This window comes from Streptomyces exfoliatus (genome assembly GCF_000725545.1).
In the GTDB taxonomy this organism is placed as follows: domain Bacteria; phylum Actinomycetota; class Actinomycetes; order Streptomycetales; family Streptomycetaceae; genus Streptomyces; species Streptomyces exfoliatus.
Map to the genome: position 1 here is coordinate 74,139 of NZ_JNZP01000021.1, position 16,460 is coordinate 90,598.

16 protein-coding genes are annotated in these 16,460 nt (G+C 72.4%); 3 read left to right on the plus strand and 13 right to left on the minus strand.

Annotated elements, in window-relative coordinates; genetic code table 11:
- Window positions 1-132 precede the first annotated feature (132 nt).
- The 3 genes from IO20_RS0125010 (at window position 133) to IO20_RS0125020 (ending at window position 4,040) form a co-directional block, all read left to right on the plus strand.
- Entirely contained in the window at window positions 133-1,896 is a 1,764-nt protein-coding gene (locus IO20_RS0125010; protein ID WP_030553921.1) for a histidinol-phosphate aminotransferase family protein, read from the plus strand.
- Window positions 1,893-2,696: a phosphatidate cytidylyltransferase gene (locus IO20_RS0125015; RefSeq protein ID WP_030553922.1), complete on the plus strand. Its 804-nt coding sequence runs from the start codon at window positions 1,893-1,895 to the stop codon at window positions 2,694-2,696. Before IO20_RS0125010 ends, IO20_RS0125015 begins: the two co-directional genes overlap by 4 nt.
- Window positions 2,697-2,852: 156 nt before the next feature.
- On the plus strand, window positions 2,853-4,040 hold the full coding sequence (locus IO20_RS0125020; RefSeq protein WP_030553923.1) for an acetyl-CoA C-acyltransferase: 1,188 nt from the start codon (window positions 2,853-2,855) through the stop codon (window positions 4,038-4,040).
- A gap of 44 nt (window positions 4,041-4,084) precedes the next feature.
- On the opposite strand, the gene IO20_RS0125025 is transcribed toward IO20_RS0125020, so the two are convergent.
- From IO20_RS0125025 to IO20_RS0125085, 13 genes are all read right to left on the minus strand, one after another.
- Entirely contained in the window at window positions 4,085-4,855 is a 771-nt protein-coding gene (locus tag IO20_RS0125025; protein WP_030553924.1) for a hypothetical protein, read from the minus strand.
- Window positions 4,856-4,938: 83 nt separating this feature from the next.
- The gene (locus tag IO20_RS0125030) at window positions 4,939-5,481 is read right to left on the minus strand and encodes a hypothetical protein (protein ID WP_030553925.1); all 543 of its coding nucleotides are present in this window, start codon (window positions 5,479-5,481) and stop codon (window positions 4,939-4,941) included.
- A 26-nt stretch (window positions 5,482-5,507) separates the two neighbouring features.
- On the minus strand, window positions 5,508-6,164 hold the full coding sequence (locus IO20_RS0125035; RefSeq protein ID WP_425423749.1) for a hypothetical protein: 657 nt from the start codon (window positions 6,162-6,164) through the stop codon (window positions 5,508-5,510).
- Window positions 6,101-6,616: a hypothetical protein gene (locus IO20_RS0125040; protein ID WP_030553927.1), complete on the minus strand. Its 516-nt coding sequence runs from the start codon at window positions 6,614-6,616 to the stop codon at window positions 6,101-6,103. Before IO20_RS0125040 ends, IO20_RS0125035 begins: the two co-directional genes overlap by 64 nt.
- Window positions 6,613-7,905, minus strand: coding sequence for an MCE family protein (locus tag IO20_RS0125045; protein ID WP_030553928.1), 1,293 nt, complete (start codon window positions 7,903-7,905; stop codon window positions 6,613-6,615). The genes IO20_RS0125040 and IO20_RS0125045 overlap by 4 nt, the downstream gene beginning before the upstream one ends.
- Window positions 7,902-9,125, minus strand: coding sequence for an MCE family protein (locus IO20_RS0125050; RefSeq protein WP_030553929.1), 1,224 nt, complete (start codon window positions 9,123-9,125; stop codon window positions 7,902-7,904). Before IO20_RS0125050 ends, IO20_RS0125045 begins: the two co-directional genes overlap by 4 nt.
- Window positions 9,122-10,147: an MCE family protein gene (locus IO20_RS0125055; protein WP_030553930.1), complete on the minus strand. Its 1,026-nt coding sequence runs from the start codon at window positions 10,145-10,147 to the stop codon at window positions 9,122-9,124. The genes IO20_RS0125050 and IO20_RS0125055 overlap by 4 nt, the downstream gene beginning before the upstream one ends.
- The gene (locus IO20_RS0125060) at window positions 10,147-11,193 is read right to left on the minus strand and encodes an MCE family protein (RefSeq protein ID WP_030553931.1); all 1,047 of its coding nucleotides are present in this window, start codon (window positions 11,191-11,193) and stop codon (window positions 10,147-10,149) included. The genes IO20_RS0125055 and IO20_RS0125060 overlap by 1 nt, the downstream gene beginning before the upstream one ends.
- Complete coding sequence (locus tag IO20_RS0125065) at window positions 11,190-12,245, minus strand: MCE family protein (protein WP_030553932.1); 1,056 nt, start codon at window positions 12,243-12,245, stop codon at window positions 11,190-11,192. Before IO20_RS0125065 ends, IO20_RS0125060 begins: the two co-directional genes overlap by 4 nt.
- Window positions 12,242-13,495, minus strand: a complete 1,254-nt coding sequence (locus tag IO20_RS0125070) for an MCE family protein (RefSeq protein ID WP_030553933.1) — start codon at window positions 13,493-13,495, stop codon at window positions 12,242-12,244. The genes IO20_RS0125065 and IO20_RS0125070 overlap by 4 nt, the downstream gene beginning before the upstream one ends.
- Before the next feature lies 1 nt (window position 13,496).
- A complete protein-coding gene (locus IO20_RS0125075) occupies window positions 13,497-14,303 on the minus strand; it encodes an MlaE family ABC transporter permease (RefSeq protein WP_030553934.1) in 807 nt (268 codons plus the stop codon).
- Window positions 14,304-14,306: 3 nt separating this feature from the next.
- The gene (locus tag IO20_RS0125080; protein WP_030553936.1) at window positions 14,307-15,071 is read right to left on the minus strand and encodes an MlaE family ABC transporter permease; all 765 of its coding nucleotides are present in this window, start codon (window positions 15,069-15,071) and stop codon (window positions 14,307-14,309) included.
- Window positions 15,068-16,081, minus strand: a complete 1,014-nt coding sequence (locus IO20_RS0125085) for an ABC transporter ATP-binding protein (RefSeq protein ID WP_030553938.1) — start codon at window positions 16,079-16,081, stop codon at window positions 15,068-15,070. The genes IO20_RS0125080 and IO20_RS0125085 overlap by 4 nt, the downstream gene beginning before the upstream one ends.
- Between the last annotated feature and the right edge of the window lie 379 nt (window positions 16,082-16,460).

The following is a 16,460-nucleotide window of genomic DNA, read 5'->3' on the forward strand; positions in this document are numbered from 1 at the left end:
CCGACGCTGGTACGGTGCCCCGCCCGCCCTCAACTACCCTGATCATCGGCTGAGTACGCGTACTCAGGTGCCGTCGGCCGGACTCATCCATGCTGGGGCGCGACTGACGGACCGTCTCAGGGGGACACACGCATGGACCACGCCCTACAGCTGCGCACCGCCACGCCCCGGGATCTCGACTGGATCCACGAACTGCGCCACCGGGTGTACGCGGAGGAGCTCGGCCAGCATCCGGTGGATCCGTCGGGGCGCCTCAGCGACGGGCTCGACGGCGACAACGTCTATCTCGTGGCCGCGCGCGGCGAGACGCGGATCGGTTTCGTCAGCCTCACCCCGCCGTGGGTCGGCCGCTACTCCCTCGACAAGTACCTGACGCGCGACGAACTGCCGGTCCTGTCGGAGGAGTCGCCGTTCGAGATCCGCGTCCTGACCGTCGAGGAGCGCTGGCGGTCCACCGCGGCGGCGCCGCTCCTCATGTACGCGGCGCTGCGCTGGGTCGCGGCGCGGGGCGGCCGCCGGGTGGTGGCGATGGGACGCACGGAGCTGCTCGACATGTACCTCGCCGCCGGGCTGCGGCCCGTGGGGCGCACGGTCCGCTCGGGCGCCGTCTCGTTCGAGGTCCTCAGCGGCTCCGTGGCCGAGCTGACGAGGACGGTGGCGGAGCGCCACGGCCGGACCCTGGAGCGGCTGCGGGCGGGCCTCGAATGGCGGCTCGACGTGCCGTTCGCGCCGCGCGCGGACGGCTGTGAGCACGGCGGCGCCTTCTTCTCGGCGATCGGCACGGACTTCCGGACGCTGACCCGCCGTCACGATGTCGTCGCGGCGGACGTGCTGGACGCCTGGTTCCCGCCGTCCCCGGCGGTCCGCGCGGTCTTGTCGGAGGATCCGGGCTGGGCGGCCAGGACCTCGCCGCCGACGGGCGCCGAGGGGCTGCTCGCGGAGATCGCCGCGGTCCGCGGGCTGCCGGTGGAGTCGCTGGTCGTCGGGGCCGGCTCGTCCGACCTGATCTTCCGGGCCTTCGGCCGGTGGCTGACGCCCGCGAGCCGGGTGCTCCTGCTCGATCCGGGCTACGGGGAGTACGCCCATGTCACCGAGCGGGTGATCGGCTGCCGGGTGGACCGGCTCCCCCTGCGCAGGGAGGACGGCTGGCTGGTCGATCCGGCCCGGCTCGCCGCCGCGACCGGCGACGGACGCTACGACCTCGTGGTGGTCGTCAACCCGAACAACCCGACCGGCCGCCACGCCCCGGCCGACGCGCTGCGCGCGGTGATCGAGGCCTCGCCCGCGCGGACCCGGTGGTGGATCGACGAGGCGTACCTGGGCTACGTCGATCCGGCGGACTCGCTCGCCGGGCTCGCCTCGGCCGACGACCGGGTCGTGGTCTGCACCTCCCTGTCGAAGATGTACGCGCTGTCGGGGATGCGGGCGGCGTACCTGGTGGCCGATCAGGAGACGGCCGGGGAGCTGCGCCGGTGGACGCCGCCGTGGCCCGTGAGCCTGCCCGCCCAGCTGGCCGCCGTGACGGCGCTCCGCGACCCCGCGTACTACGCGGAACGTTGGGCCCGCACCCATGTCCTGCGCCGGGAACTGGCATCCGCCCTCACGGAGTTGGATGGATTCTCCTCGGTCGACGAGGGGGTGGCGAACTTCCTCACGGTGACCCTGCCGCCGGACGGGCCGAGCGCGGCCCGGCTGGTACGCGACTGCCGACGGCACGACGTGTTCCTGCGTGACCTGTCGCCGATGTCCCCGGCGTACGAGGGGCGGACCGTCCGGATCGCCGTCCGCGACACGGCGGAGAACGCGCGGATCGTGGCGGCGTGCCGCAGCGCCCTGGACGCGCTGCGCGCGCCGGCCGCGGTGGCGTCGGGCGCGCCGGGGCGGGCTTCCCGGTGACGACGGTCGCCGGTCTCGTCCCGTACCTCGGCGGGGCGCTGGCGGTCGGGGGCGTCGCGGTGGCGGCGTCCCGGCGCCGTGAGCTGATGGTCCGCTGGTGCGTGTGGGCGCTCGGAGTGCCCCTGGTGACCGCCGCGTTCTGGCTCGGGCCGCCGGGGATCGTGGTGCTCGCGGCCGTGGTCGGGGTGATCGCGGTGGCGGAGTACGGCGGGCTGCTCCGGCTGGGCCCGCTGGACCGGGCGGTCCTCGGCGCGGCGGTCGTCGGACTCGTCCTGGCCGCATGGCTGGCTCCCGGGGAGGTGCTCAGGGTGGCGGCGGCCGGAGCCCTGGTGATCGCCGGGGTGCCACTGCTCTCGGGCGACGCGGAGCATGGGCTCCGGCGCCTGGGGGCGGGCCTGCTGGGGCTCGTGTGGCTCGGCGCCCTGGCCGGTCTCGTACCGCTCGGCGCCCTCGGCCTCGTCCTGTTCGTGGCCGTGTCGATCGCCGACATCGTCGCGTACGCGGCGGGTCGCCGTCTCGGAGGCCCCCGACTCTCCCCGCTGTCGCCCGCCAAGCGGTGGAGCGGCACGCTGGCCGGGGCCGCGGCCGGCCTCCTCACGCTGGCCGTCCTGTCCTCCCTGACGTGGCAGACGGCGGTGGCCGTGGCGGTCGGCGGCCCGCTCGGGGATCTGCTCGAGTCGATGGTCAAGCGGGGCGCCCGCGCGAAGGACGCCGGCAACTGGCTGGCCGGCTCCGGCGGTCTCCTCGACCGGATCGACTCCCTCCTCGTCGCCCTGGCGGTGCTGCTGGTGCTGGGGTGAGGCACGCGGGCGGGAGGTCTTGACCGGGGAGGGACCCCAGCGGCTAAAGTCGATAAAACTTGCGCCGCTAGTTTCTGGAACGCCGTCCAGGACCTGATCCGAAAGACAGGCCCTGGGCCTTCCGAACCCGCCCCGACCGCACCCGGAGCCGTCCCCATGCGTCCCGTGTACTTCGCCGCCGCCCGGCGCACCCCGATCGGCCGCCTCCGCGGCGCCCTCTCGGCCGTCCGGCCCGACGACCTCGCCGCCACCGCCGTCCGCGCCGTCCTGGACGCCGTGCCCGGCCTCGACCCGGCCCGGATCGACGACGTCTACTGGGGCGCCGCGAACCAGGCCGGCGAGGACAACCGCAACGTGGCCAGGATGGCCGTCCTCCTCGCCGGGCTGCCCGACTCCGTCCCCGGCGCCACCCTCAACCGGCTCTGCGCCTCGGGCCTGGAGGCGGTCACCACCGCCGCCCGCGCCATCGCCTCCGGCGAGGCCGACATCGTGCTCGCCGGCGGCTCGGAGTCGATGAGCCGGGCCCCCTTCGTGCTGCCCCGCGCCGACCAGGCACTCCCCCACCACCAGGAGATCGCCGACACCAAGCTCGGCTGGCGGCTGACCAACCCGCGGATGAAGGAACTCCACGGCGTCCTCTCCATGGGCGAGACCGCCGAGGAGGTCGCCGCCCGGTACGGCGTCAGCCGCGCGGACCAGGACGCGTTCGCCCTGCGCAGCCACCGGCTCGCCGCCGCGGCCCGCAAGGACGGCCTCTTCGACGCCGAGACCGTCCCCGTCACCCTCCCCGACGGCACGGTCGTCGCGCACGACGAATCCATCCGGGCCGACACCACACCGGAGAAGCTGGCCGCCCTCAAGCCGGTCTTCCGCCCCGACGGCACCGTGACCGCCGGCAACGCCTCCCCGATGAACGACGGGGCCGCCGCCCTGCTGCTCGTCGGCGAGGAGGCCCTGCACGAACTGGGCCTGGAGCCGCTCGGCCGCTACGTGGCCGGCGCCAGCGCCGGCGTCCACCCGGACGTCATGGGCATCGGCCCGGTCCCCGCCGTGCGGCGCGTCCTCGCCCGCACCGGCCGCGCCCTCACGGACATCGACACGGCCGAGTTCAACGAGGCCTTCGCCGCCCAGGCCCTCGCGTGCGTCCGCGAGCTCGGCATCGACCCCGACCGCGTCAACCCGCAGGGCGGCGCCATCGCCCTCGGCCACCCCCTGGGCGGCTCGGGCGCCCGCATCCTCACCACCCTCCTCCACCGCATGCACCGGACCGGCGACCGGCGCGGCCTCGCCACCATGTGCGTCGGCGTCGGCCAGGGAACCGCGGTGCTTGTCGACCGGGACTGACGTTCGGTTCCCGTACGGCCGCCCTCCGCCGGGGGGGCAGCGGCTCAGCGGCCGAAGGTGTCGATGTTCTCGACGAGCCAGCGGCCGTCGCGGTGCACGACGTCGACGGCGAACATCGCCCCCGCGTAGACGCCCTGGTCCTGCGCCTGTTCCCGGGGCTGCTTCGGGGTCTTCGGCTGCCGCTCAGCGGTCCCCGCCGTGCTCACGCTGCTCTGGTCCGCGTAGACGAGCACCCGGGCGCGGTCGCCGTCGATCCGCTCGACCGCGCTGTCGGTGACCGTCGTGGTGATCACCGTCTTCTGCCGCGCCGCCTGGGCGAGGACGCCGTCGAGCAGCGTCCGGTGCTGTGCGACGGCCTTGCCGGTGAGGAGGGTCTTGCCGGCCTGCTCGAAGGGGCCCGTGTCGGCGTGGTCGTAGGAGAAGAGCGCGGCGACGGCCGCGGCGGTCTGTCCCTTGATCTCGCTGGTGCGGGCGAGGTCGGTGAGGGCCGTGTTGCCGAGCGCGGGGTCGGCCCGTAGCCCTTCCGCCCTGCTGTGCGCCCAGCCCGCGAAGCCGCCGAGCAGGAGCGTCAGGACGCACAGGACCGCGAGGGTGGCCGGGGGGACGAGGCGCCGGGGCCGTACCACCGCGTCCTCGGCGACCGTCTCCCGCTTCGGCTCCGTCGCCGTCCCGCGCTTCGACTCCGTCGCCGTATCCCGTACGGCCGTCATCAGCGCCGGCCGCTGCCGGGGCCGTGCGGCGGCGGGCTCCGCCGGGGGACCGGCGAGGGCCTGGCGGCGGCGCTCGCGGTTGAGGTGGTGGCGGGGCGTCGGCATGGTGCGTGTCCTTTCGGGTGCGGGCGGCGGCTCCGGTCGTAGGGCCTGAGGTCTGAGGCCTGATCTCGACGACAGGCCCTGGATCAGCCCGCCGCCGTACCGCCCACGGGGGCCTGCCCCAGACCGCTGAGCTTCCAGCGGCCTTCGGCGCGGGTGAGTTCGCCCAGCATGCGGCTGTCCTTCTCCGTGCTCTTGCTGTCGGGCGTCGTGACGGTGATGCGCAGCGCGACGAGGACCCGGGCCCGCCCCGCCCGGTCGTCGAGTTCCGTGACGGCCCCGGACAGCACCCGTGCCGTGGTCACCGTCTTCGCGGTCTTCACCTGGCCCGTGAACTCGGCGCGGCCGTCGACGAGTTGCTTGTGCAGGTCGCCGGTCGTGGAGGACTCCCAGAGGTCGAGCCCCTGCTCGACGCGGTGGTGGTCGAGCGTGTTGAGGTTCTGCACGGCCTGCTCCCCCGCGGCGAGCGCCCGGTCGCGCTGCACGGCGTACGCGGCGGAGTCGTCGTGCGCCGCGGCGTACCAGTCCCGGCCGGTCCAGGCCGCGAAGCCACCGGCGACGAGGGTGAGCGCCAGTGCCCCCGCCAGGGCGGGCCTGCTGCCCGCCGGGGTGCGGACCGCGCGTGTCATGGGGTGCTCCCGTCTCCCGCTCATCGTCAGCGGGCCTTGATGTCGACGATCAGCCACCGGTCGCCACGGAACTCCGCGGTGACGGTGAGCTGGGCGGCGGCGGACGTGGCGGCGGCCTTGTCCCGGCGCGAGGTCTGGTCGAGGAACACGAGGAGCCGCGCCCTGTTCCCGTCGAGTTCGATCACTCCGGTCCGGACGGCCTGGGTGGTGAGGGTGAGCCGCTGCTCGACCAGACTCGCGCGGACCTGGGCGAACAACTCGGTGTACTGGCGGGCGGCGCGTCCGGCCAGCACGGTGCGGGCGGAGCGTTCGGCGGCGTCGGCGCCCGCGGGCGCGTACGAGAAGACCCGGGCGAGCCCCTCGCCGACGTCGCCGCCGACGCGGGTGGTGGCCCCGGTGTCGGTGAGCGCGTGGTTGCGGGCGGAGGGGGTCGACCGGAGCTGGTCGGCGAAGTGGAAGAACGCGCTCCCGGTGATCAGCAGGACGGCGACGGCCGCGGGGAGGAGGGCCTTGCGCCAGAGGGCGGGGGAACGCCTGCCTCCCTGCGGCGGAAGGTTCTCCTCGCCGTCCACGTCGGCTTCGGCCTCCACGTCGTCGGCCGTCCCGCTCAGCAGTCGTGTCACTCGTCCTCGCTCCCCTCGGCTCCGGTCACGGGCACCGCGCTCAGCGCCGCGACCCGCCACGTGTCCTCGCCGGTGCGCGTCAGGACGGCCTCCAGGCGCTTGCGGTCGGTGGTCGGGCCGCCGGCCCCGCGCGGGGTGACGTCGACGCGCACGGTCGCGATGAGCTTCGCCGTACCGGCTCGCGTGTCGAGCGCGGTCAGGGCGGCCTCGGTGACCGTGGCACGCGCCGAGGCGCCCACCGCGGGCTCGGTGCCGCCCAGTTCGGTGCGGAGCGGTCCGGTCGAGGCGTCGCGCCAGGCCTGGATGCCCGCTTCGGCGCGCTCGCGGGTCGAGGCGTCGAGCGTGTTCAGGACGGTGAGGCGGTGGCGGCCCTCGGCGAGGGCGGTGTCCCGTGCGCGGCCGAAGGCGAGTTCCTCGTCGGTGCGGGCCTGGGCGTAGGTCCAGGCGCCGGTCCCGCAGAAGCCCAGAGCGACGACGAGGGCGCCGGCCCCGAGGATCCCGGCCCGCCTCATCGCGTACTCCCGGTGGCCGGGGCGCTCACGGCGCCCAGGCCGAGGAGACCGGCCATGTCCGTCGGCCCGTCGGTGTGTCCGGGCAGCGCGAGCGCGCCGGGCAGGGGCGTCCGCGCACCCGGCTTGGGCGGTGTGCTGCCCGAGGGCAGGGCGCCCGGCCTGGCCGGTTCGGACACCCCGCCGGCCTTCGGAGCCTGGCCCGAGCCGCGTACGTTGACCCCGGTGGCGGCGGAACTGGCGCAGGAGGCGCCGGTGTTGAGGGCGGGCGCCGTTCCCAGGTCGAGTCCGTTGCGGTAGCGCGTTCCGCCGTATCCGGACGTGCAGGGCAGTGGCTTGAAGAAGGTGACGGCGAGACCGATGCGCAGGCGTCCTCCGTCGACGGCGGTGGCTCCGGCAGCGACGGCCGCCGGGAGTTTCACGAGCAGTTCCTCGGTGCCGCGTTGCCGGGTGACGGCGATCTCCGAGGTGGTGAGGAGGTTGGCGAGGACGACGCTGAGGCTCGGGTCGAGGTCGCGCAGGAGGCTGCTGACCTGGCCGGCCGCGTCGGGTGTCACGGCGAGGAGGCGGCGCAGGTCGGCGTCGGAGCCCTTGAGGGTGGCGGCGAGGTCGCGTGCGCCGGTGGCGAAGTCCCGGATGGCGCGGCTCTCTTCGGCCTGGGTGCGCAGGACGGTCTCCCCGTCGTCGATGAGCCGGGTGGTGGCGGGCAGCGCGTCGTCGGCGGCCTGGACGAATCTGCTGCCGTTGTCGAGGAGGGCCTGGAGGTCGTCGCCGTGTCCCTCGAAGGCCTTGCCGAGTTCGTCGACGACCGTGCGCAGGGATTCCAGGGGTACGGAGCGGGTGAGGTCGTTCATGCTCGCGAGGACGTCGGTGACGGGCGCCGGTACCTGGGTGTCGGACTGCTCGACGCGGGCGCCGTCGGTGAGGAAGGGGCCGTCGTCGCTCTCGGGGCGCAGGTCGATGTACTGCTCGCCGACGGCGGAGAGTCCGGCGACGACGGCCCGCGCGTCGGCGGGGATCCGGGGGGCGGACTTCTTGATGCGCAGTTCGGCGACGACTCCGTCGGCGGTGAGGCCGATGTCTCCGACGCGTCCCACGGAGACGCCCCGGTAGGTGACGTCGGAGTGGGTGAACAGGCCGCCGGTACGGGCGAGATGGACCCGCACGGTGTAGTGGTCGGCGACTCCGGCGTAGCGGCCGAGGTCGGCGTAGCGGATGCCGACGAAGCCGAGGACGAGCACGGCGATGACGAGGAAGGCCAGGTTCTTCAGCCGTACGGTTCGGGTGATCACCGGTTCTCGCCTCCGTCCTTGGGTGGGGTGGCGGACTGCGTCGGGATGCCCGTCCGGACCGGAGGCAGTGGAAGGGCCGTTCCCGGGCTCTGGGCGGTGCCGCCCGTCCCCCTTCGCTCGCCGGGGGCCGGGGCCGGGGGTGAAGGCGAGGCGGTGGGCTCGGGCTGCGGGATCAGCGGCGGGATCACCTCGGTGCCGGGGGCGGCCGAGAGGTGCAGATAGGTGTTGAGGTAGTCGCCCTTGACGCCGCGCATGACCTCGTCGGTGAAGGGATACGTCAGGAGCACCTGGAGCGATGCGGGCAGGTCGGAACCGGCGTCCGCGAGTGCCTTCAGGGTCGGCGCGAGGGCCTTGAGGTCGGCGACCATGTCCTTCTTGCTCGCGTCGATGGTGGTGACGGCCACGCCGGACAGCGTGTCCAGGGCGCGCAGCATGGTCAGCAGGGATCCTCGCTGGTTCTCCAGGGTCTTCAGGCCGGGCGAGAGGCCGGTGAGGACCGTGTCGACGTCCTTCTTGCGGCCGGCGAGGGTCGCGGAGAGCCGGTTGACGCCGTCGAGGGCGCGGGTGATGTCGCCGCGGTGCGCGTCCAGGGTCGTCACCAGGGTGTTCACCCGCTTCAGCATCGAACGGACCTCGGGTTCGCGGCCGCCGAGCGCCGCGTTGAGTTCGCGGGTGATGGTCTTGAGCTGGTTGACGCCGCCGCCGTTGAGCAGCAGGGACAGTGCGCCGAACACCTCCTCGACCTCCGTGTTGCGGCTGGTGCGGGCCAGCGGGATGACGCTGCCTTCGGCGAGGCGTCCGCCGCCGTCCTTGCGGGGGGCGACGAGCTGGATGTACTTCTCGCCGAGGAGGCTCGACTGTTCCAGGCGGGCGCTCGCGTCCGCGGGCAGCCGGACGTCGCCGTTGATGGTGAGGGTGACGCGGGCGGACCAGGTGCCGGTCGCGAGCTCGATGGCGGTGACGCGGCCGACGGCGACGTCGTTGACCTTGACCGCGGACTGCGGGGCGAGGCTCAGGACGTCGTCGAGTTCGGCGGTGACCGTGTAGGGGTGGGCGCCGAGGTCGGCGCCGCCGGGCAGGGGCAGGTCCTCGATGCCGTCGAAGCGGAACGGGTTCGCGGGGACGGCGCCGAGGAGGAGGGCGAGGCCCACGCCGAGGGCGACCAGTCCGGCCGCGCCGGTGGCGGCGGCCTTGGCGGAGGGCGGGGTGCCGCGTCTCATCGCTTCTCCTGTCCGGGGCTCGTGGCGGAGGCGCCGGACACCGGAAGCGGGAGGAGGGGGCCGCCCATGCTGATCTCGTTGAGGTTGGCGCGGCCGTCGATGGTGCGGGTGTCCGGGTCGTACGCGTTGACGAGGTTGCCGGCGGCGAGCGGGGCGACGTCGAGGGCCTCGGCGAGGGAGGCGCGTTGGTCGACGAGGGTCTGGGTGAGGGGCACGAGCCGGTCGACGTTCTTCTTCAGTTCGCCGCGGTTGTCCTTGATGAAGGTCTTGACCTGGGCGAGGGCCTTGCCGAGTTCTTTGAGGGCGGCGGCGAGGTCGTCCTTGTTCTCGGCGAAGTAGCCGACGACGTCGTCCAGGCGTTCCTGCGCGGTGCGGACGTCGCCGTCCTTCTTCTTGAGCATGGTGGTGAAGGTCTGGAGTTGCCCGAGGGTGGCGAAGAGGTCCTCGCTGCTGCCGTCGAGGGTCTTGGCGGCCTTGCCGAACTGTTCGATGGAGGTGCCGATGGCCGCGCCGTTGCCCTTGAGGTTCTCGGCCCCGGTGTCGAGGAGTTCGGACAGGGCTCCCGTGGAGTTGGCGCCGTCCGGCCCGAGTGCCCGGCTCAGTTCGGTGAGGGAGGCGTAGAGCTGGTCGATCTCGACGGGGACGCGGTTGCGGTCGGCGGGCAGGTCGGCGCCGTCGGTGAGGGTGGGGCCCGTGCTGTAGGCGGGGGTGAGCTGGACGTACCGGTCGGCGACGATGCTGGGGGCGACGACGAGGGCCCGCGCGTCGGCGGGGACGCGTACTCCCTCGTCGAGACGGAGTTCGACGCGCACCCGGGTGCCCTGCGGCTGCACGGACTCCACCTCTCCGACCCGTACGCCGAGGACGCGCAGGTCGGAGCCTGCGTAGATGCCGACGGCCCGGTCGAACCAGGCGGTGACGCGGATGCCGTCGGCGTCGAGGAACCGTACGGCGACGAGACCGCAGGCCGCGAGCACCGCGAGGGCGAGCCCCGCGACGAGGGGTTTTCTGGCCTTGGTCATCATTCACCGCTCCCCGTGGCCGCCGCCTGCTGTTTCGGCGGCCGGCATCCGGACGTGGGCTGCGAGGCTTCGGGCAGGTAGGTGCGGGGCACGACGCCGCACAGGTAGCTGTCGAACCAGCGGCCGTTGCCGAGGGTGTTGCCGACGAGCCGGTAGTACGGGCCGATGAGCGCGAGCGTCTTGTCGAGCTGACCGCTGTTCTTCTCCAGGACGCCGGTGACGCGGCTGAGGGCCTTGAGGGTGGGGCCGAGCTGCCGGTCGTTGTCGCCGACGAGGCCGCTGAGTTCGGTGCCCAGGCTTCGGCTTCCCTTGAGGAGGGCGCGGATGGCGTCGCGGCGCTTCTGCAGCTCCCCGAGCAGCGAGCCGCCGTCCTCGATGAGGGTCTCGAAGCTGGACTTCTTGCTCTCCAGGGTCTTGGTGAACTTCTTGCTGTTCCGCAGGAGCCGGTCGAGTTCGGTGTCGCGCTTGGAGACGGACTTCGACAGTTCGGAGAGGCCGGTGGCGGCGTTGCGGACGTGCGGCGGCGAGTTCCTGAAGGTGTCGGAGATCGTCCGGAAGCTCTCCGCGAGCTTCTCGGTGTCGAGGTCGTCGACGGTGCCGCCGAGGTCCTGGAAGGCCTGCGTCACGTCGTACGGGGAGGTGGTGCGGGTCTGCGGGATGCGGGTTCCCGGGTCCTGCGGGCCGGAGCCCAGGGGGTCGAGCGCCAGGTACTTCTCGCCGAGGAGGGTCTTGATGGCGATGGCGGCGGTCGACCGGTCGCCGATCCAGGCGTCGCCGACCTCGAAGGTCACCTTGACCTTGGCGCCGTCGAGGGCGACGTCGGTGACCTTGCCGACCTTGACCCCGGCGATGCGCACCTCGTCGCCCGCGTCGAGGCCCGCGGACTCGGAGAAGTCGGCGCTGTAGGCGGTGCCGCCGCCGACGAGGGGCAGCCGTTCCACGTTGTAGGCGAGGGCGGCGATCAGGCCGAGGAGCAGGAGGCCGACGACGGCGACGGCGACGGGGCTGCGTTCCTTGACCGGCTTGAACCGGCGGCGGGCGGTCATCCGCGGCACCTCGGTTCGGACACGGCTATGCCGGTCGGCGGCTTGGAGCCGTCGGACGTTCCCACGCCGCTCACGCGCGCCTCGCAGAGGTAGAGGTTGAACCACGATCCGTACGAGGACAGCCGGGCCAGGGCGGTCATCTTGGCGGGGGTGTTGGCGAGGAACCTCTCGATGGCGGGGGTGTGGTCGCCGAGGGTGCCCGAGAGCCGGCCCAGTTCGCGGATGTCCTTCTTGAGGGGGGCGCGGCCTTCCTGGAAGAGGCCGGCGGTCGTCGTGGTGAGGTCGCCGATGGCCTGGACCGCCTCGCCGAGGGGTTTGCGGTCGGTGTTGAAGCCGGTGACGAGCTTCCGAAGGGTGACGACGAGGTCGCCGAAGGCGGCCTCGCGGCTGTTGAGGGTGGTCAGGACGGTGTTGAGGTGGGTCACGACCTTGCCGATGACCTCGTCCTTGGCGGCCACGGTCTTCGTGAGGGAGCCGATGTGCCGCATGAGGCTGTCGACGGTGCCGCTCTCGCCCTGGAGGACCTCCACGAGCGATCCGGCGAGGTCGTTGACGTCGCCGGGCGAGAGTCCCTCGAAGAGGGGCTTGAACCCGTTGAACAGCAGGGTCAGGTCGAGGGCGGGGGTGGTGCGGTCGAGCGGGATGGTCTCGCCCGCGCCGAGGGTGCCGGTGAGGTCCCCGCTGCCGCGGCCCAGGGAGACGTAGCGCTGTCCGACCATGTTGAGGTACTTGACGGCGGCGGTGGCGGACCGGGGCAGGGTGCGGTCCTCGTGGACGGAGAAGGTGACCTGGGCGGTGCGGCGTTCGACGACGCGCACGTCGGTCACCTCGCCCACCTTCACTCCCGCGATGCGCACCGAGTCGCCCTTGACGAGTCCGGTGACGTCGGTGAACAGCGCCTTGTACGAGCGGGTGGCGGCGCCGACGCCGGTGTCGGCGATGCTGAGGCCGAGCACCGTGGTGGCCAGGGCCGTGACGAGGACGAACGCGAGGGACTTCAGTACGGTCCCGGTGAGGCCGCGTCGCCGCGTGTGGGCGGGTCGGCTCGTCATCGCAGGGTCACCTCCGCGCCGCGGAACGCGGGTCCGGCCAGCAGGCTGCTCCAGTCCGGCAGGTCGCCGGGCCGCTTCTTCGCCGCGGGGGCGAGGAGTTCGTTGACGAGGTCGTTCTCCTGCGGGGAGTTGGCGGGTCCGAGGTCCTGTTCGGCGGCGGCGGACGCCCGTGCGGCGGGTGCGGCGGGGACGCCGAGGTAGGGCACGGGGTGGCAGCGCGGGCCGCCGCCCGATGCGTAGGTGGGCCGGTCACGGCCGGGGACGTAGGCGCCTCGCGAGGGCACGGTGGTCACGTCGACGTGCAGTCCGGGCCGGTCGGTGCCCTTGCCGAGCGCCTTGTCCATGGCGGGCACGAACTGGGCCAGGGTGCGCAGGGTGCAGGGGAAGGAGGGCGCGTACTCGGCGAGCAGTTCCAAGGTGGGCCTGCTGGTGGCGCTGAGGCCGATGATGTTGTCCTTGTTCTGCCGCAGGAAGGCGGTCAGGTCCTGGGCCGTGCGGGTGGCGGTGCCGAGGGTGCCGGCGAGGGCGGCCTCCTTCTCGGCGAGGGTGCCGCTGGTGGTGGTGAAGTCGGTGAGGGCGGTGACGATGTCCGGGGCGGCGTCGGCGTAGAGATGGCTGACCTTCACGAGTTCTTTCAGGTCGCGGGTGAGGGTGGGCAGCTGGGGGTTGAACTTCCTCAGGTGCGCGTCGAGTTGGGCGAGCGTCTCGCCGAGCTTGTCACCGCGTCCTTCGAGGGCCTGGGAGACGGCCGACAGGGTGGCCGACAGCTTCTGTGGCTGGACGGCGGTGAGCAGGGGCAGGACGTTGTCGAGGACCTGCTGGAGTTCGACGGCGTTGCTCGAACGGTCCTCGGGGATGACGGCCCCGGGGCCCAGCGACCCCGCCGAGGGGTCCGCGGGCGGTACGAGGGCGACGAACCGTTCGCCGAAGAGCGTCGTGGGCAGCATCTGCGCGCGGACGTCGGACGGGACGTGACGCAGGGCCCCGGGCCGCATGGCGAGGGTGAGCCGCGCTCCGCCGTCGCGGGCGTCGATGGCCCGGACCTCGCCGATGACGACGCCGCGCAGTTTCACCTCGGCGCCGAGGTGCATCTCGTTGCCGATGCTGCCGGTCTCGACGACGACCGGGTCGGAGTCGGTGAAGCGCTTGTCGTATACGGCGACCGCCAGCCAGGCGAGCAGGGCGGGTACGAGCAGGAACACGACGCCGGCGAACCGGCGGCGCAGGGTCTCGGCCGTGGAATCGTTCATCTCACCCCGCCACCTTCACGGTCGTGGTCGCGCCCCAGAGGGCCAGCGACAGGAAGAAGTCGGTGACGCTGATCAGCACGATGGCGTTGCGTACGGAACGGCCGACCGCGATGCCGACGCCGGCGGGGCCGCCGGAGGCGCGGAAGCCGTAGTAGCAGTGGGCGATGATCACCATCACGCTGAAGATCAGCACTTTGAGCATCGAGAGGAGGACGTCGGTCGGCGAGAGGAAGAGGTTGAAGTAGTGGTCGTACGTGCCCCGGGACTGCCCGTTGAACAGGACCGTCACAGAGCGGGAGGCCAGGTAGGAGGAGAGCAGGCCGATCGCGTACAGCGGGACGATCGCGACGACGCCCGCGATGATGCGGGTGGTGACCAGGTACGGCATGGAGCGGATGCCCATGCCTTCGAGGGCGTCGACCTCCTCGTTGATGCGCATCGCGCCGAGCTGGGCGGTGAATCCGGCGCCGACGGTCGCGGAGAGGGCCAGTCCGGCGACGAGCGGGGCGATCTCCCGCGTGTTGAAGTAGGCGGACACGAATCCGGTGAAGGCGGCGGTGCCGATCTGTTCGAGGGCCGCGTGTCCCTGGAGGCCGACGACGGTTCCGGTGAACAGCGTCATCGCGATCATGACGCCGATGGTGCCGCCGATGACGCCGAGGCCGCCGGAGCCGAAGGCGACCTCGGCGAGCAGCCGTTGCACCTCCTTGAGGTAGCGGCGCAGCGTGCGGGGAATCCAGAGCAGGGCTCTGACGTAGAACAGGAGCTGGTCGCCGGAGCGGTCGAGCCAGACGAACGGGGAGGCCATGGGTCAGCCTCCCTTCGGCGGGACGATCTGCAGGTAGATGCCCGTCAGCACCATGTTGACGAAGAACAGCAGCATGAAGGTGATGACGACGGACTGGTTGACGGCGTCGCCGACCCCCTTGGGGCCGCCGCGGGGGTTGAGTCCCCGGTGGGCGGCGACGATGCCCGCGATGAACCCGAAGATCAGGGCCTTGAGTTCGCTGATGTAGAGGTCGGGCAGCTGGGCGAGGGCGGAGAAGCTGGAGAGGTACGCGCCGGGGGTGCCGCCCTGGAGGACGATGTTGAAGAAGTAGCCGCCGAGGGTGCCGACGACGGAGACCATTCCGTTGAGGAGCACGGCGACGGCCATGGTGGCGAGGACGCGGGGGACGACGAGTCGCTGGACGGGCGAGACGCCCATGACCTCCATCGCGTCGAGTTCCTCCCGGATCTTGCGGGAGCCGAGGTCGGCGCAGATGGCGGAGCCGCCCGCGCCGGCGATCAGGAGGGCGACGATCAGCGGGCTCGCCTGCTGGATGACGGCGAGGACGCTGGCACCGCCGGTGAACGACTGGGCGCCCAGCTGCTGGGTGAGCGAGCCGACCTGGAGGGCGATCACGGCGCCGAACGGGATGGAGACGAGCGCGGCCGGGAGGATGGTGACGCTCGCGACGAACCAGAACTGCTCGATGAACTCGCGGAACTGGAAGGGTCGTCGGAAGACGGCCCGGCTCACCTCGGCGGCGAGGGCGAAGAGGCGGCCGGTCTGCCGCAGAGCCCCGGTGATCACGAGCCGCTCCCGGGACGCGGCACGGAGGGGGTGGGCGCCGCGGCGCCGCGCGCGTAGGTGTCGCGGATGGCGGCGCGGGCGGCGGGCGGCAGGCTGTCGAGCATGCCGAGGACCCGCTCGCGCCGCCGGGCGACGGCCGCGCGGGGCGGCAGGCCGGGCGAGGGTTCCAGCTGCGGGACGATGACGGGCGGCCCGGACGGCCGGTGGTTTGCGGGGTCGACCAGCTCGGCGGCGAGCAGGGCGGCGTCCTTCTCCTCCGACATGCCGATGGGGCCTTCGCGGCGGCCTGCGAGGAACTGGGTCACGACCGGCTCGTCGCTGGTGAGGAGTACTTCGCGCGGGCCGAAGGTGACCAGGTTGCGCCGGAAGAACATGCCCATGTTGTCGGGGACGGTGGCGGCGATGTCCAGGTTGTGGGTGACGATCAGCATCGTCGCGTCGATCCGGGCGTTGAGGTCGATGAGCAGCTGGGACAGGTAGGCGGTGCGGACGGGGTCGAGCCCGGAGTCGGGTTCGTCGCACAGAACGATCTGCGGGTCGAGCACGAGCGCGCGGGCCAGGCCGGCGCGTTTGCGCATGCCGCCGCTGATCTCGCCCGGCAGCTTCCCCTCCGCGCCGAGCAGGCCGACGAGTTCGATGCGCTCCATCACGATGCGCCGGATCTCCGGCTCCCGCTTGCGGGTGTGTTCGCGCAGCGGGAAGGCGATGTTGTCGAAGAGGGTCATGGAGCCGAAGAGCGCGCCGTCCTGGAACATGAGGCCGAAGAGTTTCCGGGTCTCGTAGATGTCGCGTTCCGCACCGCCGACCATGTCGACGCCGTTGATGAGGACGCGGCCCTGCTGGGGCTTCAGCAGCCCGATGAGCGATTTCAGGAAGACCGTCTTCCCTGTTCCGGAAGGGCCGAGCATGACGCTCACCTCTCCGGCCGGCAGGGTCAGTGTCACGTCCTGCCAGATGTTCTGCTTGCCAAAGGACATGGTCAGACCCTCAACGACTACTTCGATTCCCATCCCACCTCCAGCAAGCGTGCGTCGGGTGTGCGCCGCGGGCGCACGGTAAGTCGGAGCGGATCACCCGGACAATAGCCGGGCGCCGAAATCATGAAGCTGTTCCCGTGTTTGTCACGGCGGAGACAAGGCAGGAATGGCCTTTTGTCACCGCCGAGACAGGACGGTCCTCCGGAACCGTTCCAACCTGCGACGAGGCGCCGCCCCGGGAACGCTACGGCCGAGTAACCTTCCCCGGCAATACCGGATTCCGAGATTTCCGCAGTCGGGACCGAACGGCCGGGAACTTGTCAGCCGGGAGACAGTCGGGCATCGCGAACTATCACCGGAGAGAGCAAGAAAAGCGTCCGGCGAACCGTCGAGGAGCATGGAATCCACGCCG

Bases quoted from the DNA above. Each gene is read 5' to 3' on its own strand.
- IO20_RS0125010 (WP_030553921.1), top strand. From the start codon at position 133: ATGGACCACGCCCTACAGCTGCGCACCGCCACGCCCCGGGATCTCGAC.
- IO20_RS0125020 (WP_030553923.1), top strand. From the start codon at position 2,853: ATGCGTCCCGTGTACTTCGCCGCCGCCCGGCGCACCCCGATCGGCCGC.
- IO20_RS0125025 (WP_030553924.1), bottom strand. From the start codon at position 4,855: ATGCCGACGCCCCGCCACCACCTCAACCGCGAGCGCCGCCGCCAGGCC.
- IO20_RS0125030 (WP_030553925.1), bottom strand. From the start codon at position 5,481: ATGACACGCGCGGTCCGCACCCCGGCGGGCAGCAGGCCCGCCCTGGCG.
- IO20_RS0125040 (WP_030553927.1), bottom strand. From the start codon at position 6,616: ATGAGGCGGGCCGGGATCCTCGGGGCCGGCGCCCTCGTCGTCGCTCTG.
- IO20_RS0125050 (WP_030553929.1), bottom strand. From the start codon at position 9,125: ATGAGACGCGGCACCCCGCCCTCCGCCAAGGCCGCCGCCACCGGCGCG.
- IO20_RS0125055 (WP_030553930.1), bottom strand. From the start codon at position 10,147: ATGACCAAGGCCAGAAAACCCCTCGTCGCGGGGCTCGCCCTCGCGGTG.
- IO20_RS0125060 (WP_030553931.1), bottom strand. From the start codon at position 11,193: ATGACCGCCCGCCGCCGGTTCAAGCCGGTCAAGGAACGCAGCCCCGTC.
- IO20_RS0125065 (WP_030553932.1), bottom strand. From the start codon at position 12,245: ATGACGAGCCGACCCGCCCACACGCGGCGACGCGGCCTCACCGGGACC.
- IO20_RS0125070 (WP_030553933.1), bottom strand. From the start codon at position 13,495: ATGAACGATTCCACGGCCGAGACCCTGCGCCGCCGGTTCGCCGGCGTC.
- IO20_RS0125075 (WP_030553934.1), bottom strand. From the start codon at position 14,303: ATGGCCTCCCCGTTCGTCTGGCTCGACCGCTCCGGCGACCAGCTCCTG.
- IO20_RS0125085 (WP_030553938.1), bottom strand. From the start codon at position 16,081: ATGGGAATCGAAGTAGTCGTTGAGGGTCTGACCATGTCCTTTGGCAAG.